This window comes from Herbaspirillum sp. C7C2, from assembly GCF_022627865.1.
In the GTDB taxonomy this organism is placed as follows: Bacteria; Pseudomonadota; Gammaproteobacteria; order Burkholderiales; family Burkholderiaceae_D; genus Herbaspirillum; species Herbaspirillum frisingense.
The window spans coordinates 42,868-55,049 of the sequence record NZ_JABXGI010000019.1 but is presented as its reverse complement, the minus strand read 5'-3'; the positions used below and the strand labels follow the sequence as shown (position 1 = coordinate 55,049).

Here is a 12,182-nt window from a genome sequence, read left to right as displayed (position 1 = left end):
TTGAGATCAGGGGTTGAAAGTGCTTGAAAATCCGTGGGTCGCCTGGGCAGGCCTGCCCGTGTGCGACCCATGCAGTGCATGTTAAGGTTCCTCTATCATTTGAAAAACTGCTGAATGCTGATTTCAATGATTTAAAATTCGAATCATTGAGCAATCCGACCCGATATCAGATGCGAGGAGCCTACCCCATGGACCGCCCCCTGGAACTGGATGCCGTACAAGCCTTCGTGCTGGCAGCCGACCTGCAAAGCTTCACCCGTGCCGCCGAAGTGCTGGACAGCACGCAATCGGCGATCAGCCTCAAGCTCAAGAAACTGGAGCAGCGCCTGGGGCGTCGCCTGCTGGAACGCACCCCGCGCCTGGTACGCCTGTCTGCGGAGGGCCAGCAATTCCTGCCGGCCGCCCGCGAATTGCTGGCCGCGCACGAACGCGCCCTGGACCGGCTGGAGCAGGGGCTGGTGCGCTTTTCGGTGGGTATCAGCGATCACGTGGCCGGTGCCGGCCTGCCACGCGCCCTGGCGCAGCTGCATGCCCATGATGCCGGCGTGATGGTGGAGGTGAGGGTGGGCTCGTCGCACGACCTCATGCCGCTCTATGAACGCGGCGAACTGGACGCCGTCATCGTGCGTCGCGAGCCGCAGGACCAGGGCGGTGAATTGATCATGCAGGAACCCATCGGCTGGTTTGCCCATCCCGACGCGCAATGCCGGGTCGGGCCTGCCTTGCGGGTGGCGACTTTTTCTTCGACCTGCCGCATCCGTGAACTGTCGCTGCGCCGACTCGACGAAGCCGGTATCGCCTGGGTCGAGGTCTTCGTCGGTGGCGGCATCCTGGCGGTCGGCGCGGCGGTCAGCGCGGGCCTGGCGGTGTCGGCGCTGCTCCATCGCAGCGCGCCGCCGGGGGCGGTGGAGGTGGGCCAACGGCTGGGCCTGCCCACCTTGCCGCTGGCCCAGGTGATGCTGCATTCCCGCCTCAGGGAGACCCGCGCGCAGGCAGCATTGCGCACGCTGGTGGCCGCACTGAAGTCAGCCTGAGCCCGGAGTCGCCCTCCATCAGGCGCGCGCCGCCTGTGGCCGCATGCGGCCCGGGATGGCCAGCCGGTTCATGGCATTCATCAGGGCGATGGCGACCGTCAGTTCGCTGTACTCCTCTGGCGTGAAATGCTGGATCACCGCCTGGTAGTCCGCATCCGGCGCCGCCGTTTCACCGATGCGCGTCACCACTTCGGCCCAGGCCAGCGCAGCCTGCTCGCGGGGCGTGAAGAGGCTGCCGGCCTCGTGCCAGACCGGCACCAGCACCAGCTTGTCGATGGTCATGCCGCTCTTGAGCAGGTCGCGTGAATGTTTGTCGATGCAATAGGCACAGCCGTTGATCAGCGACACCCGCAGAAACACCAGTTCCACCAGGTCGGCCGGCAGGCTGCATTGCTTGAGATGACGGTTCACGGCCAACAGGCCGTCGTAGGCGGCGGTGGCGTTCTGGTAGAGATCGATACGGTTGGACATGGCGACAAGGCTCCTGTTGTGGATGGAAACGAGGCGCCATCATGCCCGCTCATGGCCCAGTCGATAAGTGCCAAGAATGATGAATCGGACTAGGCCATGTCAGGACGGCTCCAGCAGCGCCAGGATGCGCCGTCCCAGCTCACCGGCCTGGCGCCGGCTGTCGATATTGGTGAAGCTGAGCATGATCATCGGCGCCACCCCGGGGCGCGGCGCCAGCAGGCATTCCGACAAGGCGCGGCTGAACATGCCGTGCTGGCGCATCTTCTCGGCCAGTACGCGGTCCGAACGGCGGCCCTGCAGGCGCAGCAGCAGATGCATGCCGCCAGGCGGCGAATCGATGCGGACATGGGCCTTCAATACCGCCTCCAGGCCGGCGATGGTCAGGGTACGGCGCTGTGCGTACAGGCGTCGCATGCGCTGGATGTGGCGGGCGAAATGCCCCTCGGCCATGAAGTCGGCCACGATATGCTGCATCAGTGCCGGCGCGCCCCCGGAAAACAGCCGGGCACTGTCTTCGAAACGCTGCACCTGGGAACGCGGCACCACCAGATAGGCCAGCCGGATGGCCGGGAACAGTACCTTGCTGAAGGTGCCGGCATAGAGCACGCGGTCATCCCGGTCCAGGCTCTTGAGTGCGGGCAGGGGGCGGCTGACGTAGCGGTATTCGCCGTCGTAGTCGTCTTCCACGATCCAGGCCTGCTGCCGTGCCGCCCATTCCAGCAGCGCCAGGCGGCGCGGCAGTGACAGGGCCACGCAGGTGGGGCTCTGGTGGGCCGGCGTGACCACCGCCGCCCGTGCGCGTGCGGCATGCTGCAGCCCGTGCTCCACCTGCATGCCCTCGGCATCGACCGGTACCCCCACCAGCTGCATACCGGCTTCGCGCAGCAGGGCGCCGGTGGGTGCATAGCCGGGGTCTTCCACCCAGACCTTGTCGCCGGGTTTGAGCAGGGTGCGCGTGATCAGGTTGAGGCTGTCGCGATACCCGGAAGTGATGAAGACCTGTTCCGGCCGGCAGTCCAGCCCCCGCGACAGCTGCAGATAACGCGCAACTTCCACGCGCAAGGCCATCAGTCCGGCGGGAGAGGGGTAGAGCATGTCCACCGCTTGCGTGGCACGCGCCGCGCGGGCCGCCAGGCGCGCCCAGATCTTGCGCGGAAAGGCGTCCAGCGCCGGGATGCCCATATGGAACGGACGCGGTCCCCGGGCCTCGGCGTGGCCGTCTTCCGGGAGGATGGGGTAGCGCGGCGCGGCAGGTACTGCCTGGGCAATGATGGGGCCGGGTTTGCCGGGCGCGTTCGGCGCTCTGGCCGGCAGCCCGGCCGCGATCACGGTGCCGGCCTGTCCGCGTGCTTCCACGTAGCCTTCAGCCGCCAGCAGCGAATAGGCCGTCTCCACGGTGCCGCGCGCCAGTCCCAGTTCTGCTGCCAGTGCCCGCGCCGAGGGAATGCGGTCGCCCGGGCGCAGCATCCCCGCTGCCACCGCACTACGCAGGCGCCCGTAGATCTGGCGGTAGTAGGGCTCGTCGGTGGCGCTGTCGAGGGTGATCAGGGAGGCGGAGGACGGGGTAATCATGGACCAGTCGAAATGTCATTTCTTGGATCTCCCGATTATGCCATCGGCTGGCTAGGATGAAGCTCCTTCTACTTTGAACGCATTGAGCTTTCTCCCATGAACCAAGCTTCCAAGATTGCCCCTCCTGGCCACTGGCATATCGCCGACAGCGCCTTGCGCCATGCCGACACCGAGGCCGACCGGCTGGCCTGCTTTGCCGTGATGCACGAACTGCGCCCACACCTGCGCGACGCCGACGAGTTCATGCAGCGCACCGGTCGCGCCCGCGAACAGGGCTATCGCATCCTGGCAGCCTGGGAGCAGGGCGTGGTGGTTGCCCTGGCCGGTTACCGTTTCCAGGAGAATCTGGTCTACGGCCCCTTCCTCTACGTCGATGATCTGGTGGCCGCCAGCACGCAACGCGGCAAGCGGTGGGGCGAGCGCCTGCTCGCCGCGCTCGAAGGTGTGGCCGCCGAGGCCGGCTGTGCGCGGCTGGTGCTCGATACCGGTATGGCCAACGCGCTGGCGCAGCGCTTCTACTTCCGCCAGGGCATGCTGACCGGCGCACTGCGCTTCGGCAAGGCCATCGGAGGTGCGGCATGAAGATCCTGCACCTGCTTGCCTCGCCGCGCCAGGAGGCATCCAACACCTGGTGGCTCTCGCAACAGATCGTCAGCCGCCTGCGCGTTTTACACCCGCAGGCGCAGATCGTGCTGCGCGACCTGCATGCCAGTGCCATTGGTCACGTCGATGCTGCCTATGCCGATGCGCTGGGCTCGCCCGCCTTCGTAGAGGATGCCGGCGCCGCGCAGGGGACGCTGGCCTTGTCGGACCTGCTGATTTCCGAGCTGGAGGCCGCCGATCAGGTGGTCATCGGCACCCCCATGCACAACTACACCGTCCCCTCCGTATTGAAGGCCTGGATCGACCATGTGGTGCGGGTGCGCCGCACCTTCGGCATCACCCCCGACGGCAAGGTCGGCCTGCTGCACGACCGCCCGGTACACCTGGCCGTGGTCTCCGGCGGCCGCTTTACCGGCGCGTCCGCACGCCAGCCGGATTTCCTCACGCCCTACCTGAAGGTGGCGCTGGCCACCATCGGCCTGCATGACCTGCGCCTGACGGTGATGGAGGGACTGGCAGCTGGCGCCCAGGTGGTGCGCAGCGAACGCGAGCGGGTCGCGATGGAGCTGGATCGGCAGTTTTCAAGGGCCTGAAGCCGCTTTTCCCGGAAGAAAATCGGGCGTCAGAGGCGCCCGTATTTTTTCGAAAAAAATCCCTTGAAAACCCAAAATGCCATCCCTAGATCGGTACCAGCAGATGCTCGACGTTGAGGTCTGCCACGAAAACATCGCTTAACTGAAAGGATATTTTTATGCGTACTTTTGATCTCTCCCCCCTGTACCGTACCGCCATCGGCTTCGATCGCCTGGCCCAGATGTTCGACAACGCCCAGCGTACCGATCAGCCCAGCTACCCGCCGTACAACATCGAACTGGTGGCAGAAGACAAGTACCGGATCACGATGGCCGTCGCCGGCTTTGCCCGCAGCGAAATCGACATCGAGACCGAAAACGAAACCCTGAAGATTACCGGCCGCAAGCAGAAGGAAGACAAGCAGGTCAACTTCCTGCACCGCGGCATCGCCGCCCGTGATTTCGAGCAGCGCTTCCAGCTGGCCAACCACATCAAGGTGGTCGGCGCCAATCTGGAAAACGGCCTGCTCAACATCGAGCTGGTCCGCGAAATCCCTGAAGCCCTGAAGCCGCGTAAGATCGAGATCGGCGCCGCTGATGGCAGCGACAACGTCCAACGTCTGGAACGCGCTGCCTGATTGGCTTCCCCCTGGATGCCGGGCGCATCCGGAAGCCTGATTGAGCATGCCGCCCGCTAATTGCGGGCGGCTTTTTTGCGTCTATACCTAACACTTCTGATTGACTGTCGTAGCCGGCTTGGTTACGTTACAGGCGCGGCGAAAGAGTTTGCGTGAGTTTGCGCGAGTTTGCCGCACCCGCTCACGATCCGCGCCGTACCCATCGGCCCGGAACTGCTGCTCAAAAGAAATTGGCAATGGAGCAATATATTGCGTATATTGCGTCGGCCTCAGGGGAGAAACGCGTGAACGACAACCGATACCAGCACATCAATCCCGAGCCACTGCTCGAGGCCATGGGGGGCGATGCTGCCGCCTGCCGTCACATGTTCGGCACTTTTGCGCAGAGCGCACCGGCCACCTTCGCCCGGCTGGAACAGGCCATCCACGCCGACGATGCAGCCCAGGTCAAGCGCGAGGCGCATAGCCTCAAGAGCATGACGGCCCTGGTGGGCGCAGGCGTGCTGACCGACATGCTCAAGAGCATCGAGACCCAGTCGCGCGCCGAACCACCGGTCAGCGCCCAGCCGCGTCTGGCAGAGCTGCAGGCGCTCTTCGCCGACGTCGCCGCCGAGGTGCGCCATTATGTCGACCAGGTTGGCGTAGCGCAGTAGGGCAGGAAGGCGCCATCGGCCTCGAGCGTTTCCCCTATTCCCCTATTTGACTTGTTACCGACTCATCAGTCAGCAACCTGACGTACATCAATCGGGTTTTTGGCAAGCAACTTCATAATGTGGACACAAAAGACGAAGACTTTCGTCACCACATTTTCCGCTTCCGCCGATGCCCACGATGTGCGAGCCTCCTCCCAGAATGCGTCTGGCCGCAATGCCGCTGTTGCTGGCATTTTTGCTGGCGGCCTGCCAGTCCATGGCGCCGGACTACCATCGGCCCGCCGCGCCGGTGGCCGCGCACTACCCGCAGCAGCCTGACAGCACGCTGCCTGCCACGACGCCGCTGGACTGGAAGACCACCTTCAGCGATCCGCAACTGCAAGCCCTCATCAGCCTGGCCCTGGCCAATAACCGCGACCTGCGGGTGGCCGCCTTGCGGGTGGAAGAGGCCATGGCGCTCTATGGCATCCAGCGTGCGGACCTCTTTCCCACCATCGGCGCGCAGGTCGGCCTGGATCGTTCGCGTACCCCGGCCGATCTCAACCTGACCGGACGACCGCTGGTCGGTAGCGCCTATCAGGCAGGGCTGGGCCTGAGCAGCTGGGAGATCGACCTGTGGGGCCGTCTGCGCAGTCTGGATGATGCGGCCCTGCATACTGCCCAGGCCAGCGAAGCCACGCGTCGCGCTGCTACCCTGAGCCTGGTCACGCAAGTGGCCGATGCGTATCTGGAACTGGGTGAGCTCGACGAGCGCCTGGCCATCGCCAGCGATACCATCGCCAGCCGTCAGGAGAGCTATCGCATCTATGCACGGCGGGTGGAGGTGGGGGCCAGTTCGCACCTGAACCTGACACAGATCGAAACCCTGCTGACCCAGGCCCAGGCCTTGGGCGCACAACTGGAACAACTGCGCGCCCAGCGCCTGAATGCCTTGACGCTATTGGTGGGCAGTCCACTGGAACTGGCACCGGGACAGGCGCGCAGCGTGCTGGACACGGTCTTCCCCGCGTTGCAGCCGGGCCTGCCTTCGCTGTTGTTGACGCGTCGGCCTGACGTGCTTGCTGCCGAATACCGCCTGCAGGCAGCCAATGCCAACATCGGTGCCGCGCGGGCGGCTTTTTTCCCGTCTATTTCCCTGACCGGTCAGGTCGGCAGCGCCAGTGCCGAACTGAGTGGCCTGTTTCGCGATGGCAGCCAGGCCTGGAGCTTCTCGCCCAGCATCACGCTGCCGATCTTCACGGCCGGTCGCCTGCGCAACAATCTGGCGCTGTCCGAGATCCGTCGCGATATCTCGGTGGCCAATTATGAAAAGACCGTCCAGGCCGCCTTCCGCGAGGTGGCCGATGCCCTGGCCGCCCGCCAGTGGTTGACGCGGCAACTGGCCATCGCCCAGACCGCCGTGACCGTGCAGGCCGAGCGGGCCCGCCTGTCCACGCTGCGCTATGACAACGGCGCCGCGCCTTTCCTGGATGTGCTCGATGCCCAGCGCGACCTGCTCAGCGCGCGCCAGCAGCTGGTGCAGACCCGGCGCGCCTTGCTGTCGTCCTCCGTGGCGCTGTATGCGGCCTTGGGCGGTGATGCCAGCCAAGCCGGCGCTGCCATCCCTCTTCGTCCCGGACCCTGATCATGACGCTTTCTCCCGCCAAGAAAAACCTGCTGACCGCCGGCCTGCTGGTCGTCCTCCTTGCTGGCGGTGCCACCTATGCCTGGCAGCGCCTGCATCACAGCGGCCCGGGGGAGGGTTTCGCCAGTGGCAATGGCCGCATCGAAGCCACCGAGGTGGATGTGGCCACCAAGCTGGGGGGCAGGGTGGACGCCATCCTGGTCAACGAAGGGGATTTCGTCAGCGCCGGCCAGCCGCTGGCGCAGATGCAGATCCTCTCATTGCAGGCGCAGCGCGAGGAGGCCCAGGCGCGCCAGCAGCAATCGCTGTCGGCCGTGGCCAGTGCCGAGGCGCAGGTGGCGGTGCGCGAGAGCGATTACCAGGCCGCGCTGGCACAGAGTGCACAACGCGAGAGTGAACTGGACGCGGCGCGGCGCCGCCTGGCGCGCTCCGAAGTGCTGGTCAAGGAAGGGGCCTCGTCGCTGCAGGAAGTCGATGACGACCGCGCCCGGGTGCGTGGCATGCAAGCCGCCGTGACCGCTGCCCAGGCGCAGGTGACGGCCGCCCGTGCCGCCGTGGTGGCGGCACGCACCCAGGTCAGCGGTGCCAGATCGACGGTGACCGCCGCCGCCGCCACGGTACAGCGCATCAAGGTCGATATCGACGACAGCACGCTCGTCGCGCCCCGTGCCGGGAGGGTGCAGTACCGCATCGCCCAGCCGGGCGAGGTGCTGGGGGGCGGCGGCAAGCTGCTCAACCTGGTGGACCTGAGCGACGTCTACATGACCTTCTTCGTCCCTGAGGCCGTCGCCGGCAAGCTGGCCCTGGGGGCCGAGGCCCGCATCGTGCTGGACGCCGCGCCGCAGTATGTGATTCCGGCCAGGATTTCCTTCGTCGCCAGCACCGCCCAGTTCACCCCCAAGACGGTGGAGACGGCCAGCGAGCGGCAGAAGCTGATGTTCCGCGTCAAGGCGCAGATCGATCCGGCGCTGCTGCAGCAGCATCTGACGCTGGTCAAGACCGGCCTGCCGGGCGTGGCCTGGGTACGCACCGACCAGAGCCAGGCGTGGCCGCCGCAGCTGGTGACCAAGGTTCCGCAATGATCGCCACCCCGGACCAGTCGTGGGTGGCACGCCTGGACCGGGTGTCGCTACGCTACGGCAAGACGCTGGCACTGGATGCGATATCGCTGCAGGTTCCGGCCGGCTGCATGGTCGGCCTGATCGGCCCGGACGGCGTCGGCAAATCCAGCCTGCTCTCGCTGGTGGCCGGCGCCCGCGCCTTGCAGCAGGGCGAGGTGAGCGTGCTGGGCGGCGATATGCGCAAGGTCGCGCATCGTACCCAGGTCTGCCCGCGCATCGCCTACATGCCGCAAGGACTGGGCAAGAATCTCTATCCCACCCTGTCGGTGGAAGAAAACCTGCAATTCTTCGGCCGCCTGTTCGGCCAGGACGGCGCCGAGCGCCGTCGTCGCATCGACGAACTTACCCGCGGTACGGGCTTGGCCCCCTTTCTCTCGCGCCCGGCCGGCAAGCTCTCCGGCGGCATGAAGCAGAAGCTGGGACTGTGCTGTTCGCTGATCCACGATCCCGACCTGCTGATCCTGGATGAACCCACCACCGGCGTGGACCCGCTGTCACGGGCGCAGTTCTGGGACCTGATCGCACATATCCGCCAGCAACGGCCGGGCATGAGCGTCATCGTCGCCACCGCCTACATGGAAGAGGCGGACCGCTTCGACTGGCTGGTGGCCATGGACGACGGCAAGCTGCTGGCGACCGGCACGCCGGCCGAGCTGCACGCCCGTACCGGCACGGCAGCGCTGGAAGAGGCCTTCATCAGCCTGCTGCCCGAACAAAAGCGGCGCCAGCACCAGACGGTGCAGGTCACCCCGCTGGATGCAAGCGTCGAGGCCGGCATCGCCATCGAGGCCAAGGGCCTGACCATGCGCTTCGGCGATTTCGTGGCGGTGGATCATGTGGATTTCCGCATCCGACGGGGCGAGATATTCGGCTTTCTCGGCTCCAACGGCTGCGGCAAGTCGACCACCATGAAGATGTTGACCGGGCTGCTGCAGGCCAGCGAAGGCCAGGCCTGGCTGTTCGGCCAGGAGGTCGATCCGCGCGACATGGCCACACGGGCCAGGGTGGGCTATATGTCGCAGGCCTTTTCACTGTATGGGGAATTGAGCGTGCGCCAGAACCTGGTCCTGCATGCCCGCCTGTACCGTGTGCCGGAAGCGCAGATCGACGCCCGCACCGAAGAGATGGCGACCCGCTTCGGTCTGCTGGATGTGATGGACAGCCTGCCCGAGAGCCTGCCGCTGGGCATCCGCCAGCGCCTGTCACTGGCCGTGGCGATGGTGCACAAGCCGGAACTGCTGATCCTGGACGAGCCGACTTCCGGCGTGGATCCGATCGCCCGTGACCTGTTCTGGCAACTGATGATCGACCTGGCGCGCAAGGATAGGGTCACCATCTTCATCTCCACCCATTTCATGAACGAGGCCCAGCGCTGCGACCGCATCTCGCTCATGCATGCCGGCCGGGTCCTGGTGAGCGCCACGCCGGATGCGCTCATCCGCGAACGCGGTGCGGCCACGCTGGAACAGGCCTTCATCGCCTATCTGGAAGAGGCGGCGGGCAAAGGGAGCGCGCCGGTTGCCGATGACCGGCCAGCGCTGCCCGCGGCGATGGAAGCGTCAACATCGCGCCCCGGCCGGTGGCGCACCAGCCTGGGCCGCGCCCTGAGCTACAGCCAGCGCGAAAGCCTGGAGCTGCGACGCGACCCGGTGCGCGCCACGCTGGCCTTGCTGGGGACGGCCATCCTGATGTTCATCATCGGCTATGGCATCAACCTCGATGTGGAAAACCTCACCTATGCCGTGCTGGACCGCGACCAGACCGGCCTGAGTCAGAACTATGCGCTGAACCTGTCGGGCTCGCGCTACTTCATCGAGAAGCCTGCCATCACCGATTACCAGGACCTGGACCGGCGCATGCGCAGCGGCGAGATTTCGCTGGCCATCGAGATTCCCTCCGGGTTTGCCCGCGACATCGGGCGCGGCAAGCCGGTCGAGGTCGGGGCCTGGGTGGATGGCGCCATGCCCACGCGCGCCGAGACCGTGCGCGGTTATGTGCAGGGCATGCATCAACTGTGGCTGGCCGACATGGCCCCGCACCGGTTGGGGCAGACCCTGGCCACGCCGGCCACCATCGAGACACGCTATCGCTACAACCCGGATGTGAAGAGCCTGCCGGCCATGGTGCCGGCCATCATCCCGCTGCTGCTGATGATGATTCCGGCCATGCTCACGGCGCTGTCGGTGGTGCGCGAGAAGGAGCTGGGCTCCATCCTCAACCTCTATGTCACGCCGGTCACCCGCACCGAATTCCTGCTGGGCAAGCAGTTGCCCTATCTGCTACTGGGCATGCTCAACTTCGCCATGCTCACGCTGCTGGCGGTGACGGTATTCGGGGTGCCGGTCAAGGGCAGCCTGTTCACGCTGACCCTGGCGGCGCTGGTGTTCATCATCTGCTCCACCGGTTTCGGTCTGCTGGCATCGACCTTCACCAACAGTCAGATCGCGGCGCTGTTCGTGACCATGATCGGCACCATCATTCCCTGCGTGCAGTTTGCCGGCCTGTTGAACCCGGTGTCCTCGCTGGAGGGCATGGGCGCCCTGATCGGCCAGGTCTATCCGGCCACGCATTTCCTCACCATCAGTCGCGGCGTGTTCAGCAAGGCGCTCGCCGTCGGCGACCTGGGCTCGTCCTTCTGGCCCCTGGTACTCGCCGCACCCGTGATCCTGGGGCTGTCGGTGCTGTTACTGAAGAAACAGGAGCGGTGAGATGCGCAACTCCTGGGCCAACATCTACCGCCTCGGCATCAAGGAACTATGGAGCCTGCTGCGCGATCCGGCCATGCTGGTGCTCATCGCCTACACCTTTACGCTGTCCATCTACGTGGCCGCCACCGCCATGCCGGAAAGCCTGCACCACGCCGCCATCGCCATCGTCGATAACGACGGCTCGCCGCTCTCGGCACGCATCGCGGCGACCTTCTATCCGCCGCACTTCAAGGTGGCGCGGCTGGTCACGGCGCAAGAGGCTGATGCCGGCCTGGATGATGGCGACTACACCTTCGTCTTGGACATTCCCGCCGACTTCCAGCGTGACGTACTGGCCGGTCGGGCGCCTGCGGTGCAACTGAATGTCGATGCCACCCGCATGAGCCAGGCCTTCACCGGCAACAGCTACATCCAGCAGATGATCACTACCGAGGCGACGCAGTTCGTGCGACGCACCGAGGCCGGTACCACCGCACCGGTGAACCTGGCCATGCGCATGCGCTTCAATCCCAATCTGGAGCAGTCCTGGTTCGGATCGCTCATGGAGATCATCAACAACGTGACCATGCTTTCCATCATCCTGACCGGCGCCGCACTGATCCGCGAGCGCGAGCACGGCACCATCGAACACCTGCTGGTGATGCCGGTAACGCCTGCCGAGATCATGCTGGCCAAGGTCTGGTCCATGGGGCTGGTGGTGGCGCTGGCGGCACTGGCCTCCTTGCTGCTGATCGTGCGCGGCGCGCTGCAGGTGCCGATCGAAGGTTCGGTGGCGCTATTCATGTTGGCCACCGTCATGCATCTTTTCGCCACCACCTCCATGGGCATCTTCATGGCCACGCTGGCGCGTTCGATGCCGCAGTTCGGCATGCTGACCGTGCTGGTGCTGTTGCCGCTGCAACTGCTCTCGGGCGGTTCCACGCCGCGCGAAAGCATGCCGCTGCTGGTGCAGGACATCATGCTGGCCGCGCCCACCACGCACTTCGTGGCGGCCGGGCAGGCCATTCTGTATCGGGGTGCCGGACTGGAGGTGGTATGGCCGCAACTGCTGGCCATCTTCGCCATCGGCGTCCTGTTGTTCACGGCCGCGCTGGGCCGCTTCAGGAAGACCATCAGCCAGATGGCGTGATGGATATTTTCGTTCGCCTGTGCGGCGCCCGTGCGAACACCGACCTCACCGGGGAGT

Annotated in this window: 11 protein-coding genes; 9 read left to right on the top strand and 2 right to left on the bottom strand. The window is 65.6% G+C overall.

Annotated elements, in window-relative coordinates; genetic code table 11:
- The first annotated feature begins 188 nt into the window (after positions 1–188).
- Positions 189–1,034: a LysR family transcriptional regulator gene (locus HWE04_RS19575; RefSeq protein WP_234296186.1), complete on the top strand. Its 846-nt coding sequence runs from the start codon at positions 189–191 to the stop codon at positions 1,032–1,034.
- Positions 1,035–1,052: 18 nt separating this feature from the next.
- Here the strand turns inward: HWE04_RS19575 and HWE04_RS19570 are convergent, their stop codons facing one another.
- Together HWE04_RS19570 and pdxR are read right to left on the bottom strand one after the other, a co-directional pair.
- Entirely contained in the window at positions 1,053–1,505 is a 453-nt protein-coding gene (locus HWE04_RS19570) for a carboxymuconolactone decarboxylase family protein (protein ID WP_077238485.1), read from the bottom strand.
- Between the two features lie 99 nt (positions 1,506–1,604).
- Positions 1,605–3,077, bottom strand: a complete 1,473-nt coding sequence (pdxR, locus tag HWE04_RS19565; protein ID WP_241813447.1) for a MocR-like pyridoxine biosynthesis transcription factor PdxR — start codon at positions 3,075–3,077, stop codon at positions 1,605–1,607.
- Positions 3,078–3,173: 96 nt separating this feature from the next.
- Here pdxR and HWE04_RS19560 point away from each other — a divergent pair, with 96 nt between their 5' ends.
- The 8 genes from HWE04_RS19560 (at position 3,174) to HWE04_RS19525 (ending at position 12,125) form a co-directional block, all read left to right on the top strand.
- On the top strand, positions 3,174–3,659 hold the full coding sequence (locus tag HWE04_RS19560; RefSeq protein WP_241813446.1) for a GNAT family N-acetyltransferase: 486 nt from the start codon (positions 3,174–3,176) through the stop codon (positions 3,657–3,659).
- A complete protein-coding gene (locus tag HWE04_RS19555; protein ID WP_241813445.1) occupies positions 3,656–4,273 on the top strand; it encodes an FMN-dependent NADH-azoreductase in 618 nt (205 codons plus the stop codon). The genes HWE04_RS19560 and HWE04_RS19555 overlap by 4 nt, the downstream gene beginning before the upstream one ends.
- Positions 4,274–4,431: 158 nt before the next feature.
- Positions 4,432–4,890 (top strand): Hsp20 family protein, encoded by a 459-nt coding sequence (locus HWE04_RS19550; RefSeq protein ID WP_006465288.1) that lies wholly within the window; start codon positions 4,432–4,434, stop codon positions 4,888–4,890.
- 284 nt (positions 4,891–5,174) lie between these two features.
- The gene (locus HWE04_RS19545; RefSeq protein WP_077238489.1) at positions 5,175–5,543 is read left to right on the top strand and encodes an Hpt domain-containing protein; all 369 of its coding nucleotides are present in this window, start codon (positions 5,175–5,177) and stop codon (positions 5,541–5,543) included.
- A gap of 199 nt (positions 5,544–5,742) precedes the next feature.
- Complete coding sequence (locus HWE04_RS19540; protein ID WP_241813444.1) at positions 5,743–7,167, top strand: efflux transporter outer membrane subunit; 1,425 nt, start codon at positions 5,743–5,745, stop codon at positions 7,165–7,167.
- Positions 7,168–7,169: 2 nt separating this feature from the next.
- Positions 7,170–8,249 (top strand): HlyD family secretion protein, encoded by a 1,080-nt coding sequence (locus tag HWE04_RS19535; RefSeq protein ID WP_241813443.1) that lies wholly within the window; start codon positions 7,170–7,172, stop codon positions 8,247–8,249.
- Positions 8,246–10,996 carry a ribosome-associated ATPase/putative transporter RbbA gene (rbbA, locus tag HWE04_RS19530; protein WP_241813442.1) on the top strand — a complete coding sequence of 917 codons (2,751 nt, stop codon included), beginning with the start codon at positions 8,246–8,248 and terminating at the stop codon, positions 10,994–10,996. The genes HWE04_RS19535 and rbbA overlap by 4 nt, the downstream gene beginning before the upstream one ends.
- A gap of 1 nt (position 10,997) precedes the next feature.
- Entirely contained in the window at positions 10,998–12,125 is a 1,128-nt protein-coding gene (locus HWE04_RS19525) for an ABC transporter permease (RefSeq protein ID WP_241813441.1), read from the top strand.
- Positions 12,126–12,182: the final 57 nt, after the last annotated feature.

What these genes read in the sequence shown, in the direction of transcription:
- pdxR (WP_241813447.1), bottom strand. Translation starts at nt 3,077, where the DNA reads ATGATTACCCCGTCCTCCGCCTCCCTGATCACCCTCGACAGCGCCACC.
- HWE04_RS19560 (WP_241813446.1), top strand. Translation starts at nt 3,174, where the DNA reads ATGAACCAAGCTTCCAAGATTGCCCCTCCTGGCCACTGGCATATCGCC.
- rbbA (WP_241813442.1), top strand. Translation starts at nt 8,246, where the DNA reads ATGATCGCCACCCCGGACCAGTCGTGGGTGGCACGCCTGGACCGGGTG.
- HWE04_RS19575 (WP_234296186.1), top strand. Translation starts at nt 189, where the DNA reads ATGGACCGCCCCCTGGAACTGGATGCCGTACAAGCCTTCGTGCTGGCA.
- HWE04_RS19555 (WP_241813445.1), top strand. Translation starts at nt 3,656, where the DNA reads ATGAAGATCCTGCACCTGCTTGCCTCGCCGCGCCAGGAGGCATCCAAC.
- HWE04_RS19550 (WP_006465288.1), top strand. Translation starts at nt 4,432, where the DNA reads ATGCGTACTTTTGATCTCTCCCCCCTGTACCGTACCGCCATCGGCTTC.
- HWE04_RS19535 (WP_241813443.1), top strand. Translation starts at nt 7,170, where the DNA reads ATGACGCTTTCTCCCGCCAAGAAAAACCTGCTGACCGCCGGCCTGCTG.
- HWE04_RS19570 (WP_077238485.1), bottom strand. Translation starts at nt 1,505, where the DNA reads ATGTCCAACCGTATCGATCTCTACCAGAACGCCACCGCCGCCTACGAC.
- HWE04_RS19525 (WP_241813441.1), top strand. Translation starts at nt 10,998, where the DNA reads ATGCGCAACTCCTGGGCCAACATCTACCGCCTCGGCATCAAGGAACTA.
- HWE04_RS19540 (WP_241813444.1), top strand. Translation starts at nt 5,743, where the DNA reads ATGCGTCTGGCCGCAATGCCGCTGTTGCTGGCATTTTTGCTGGCGGCC.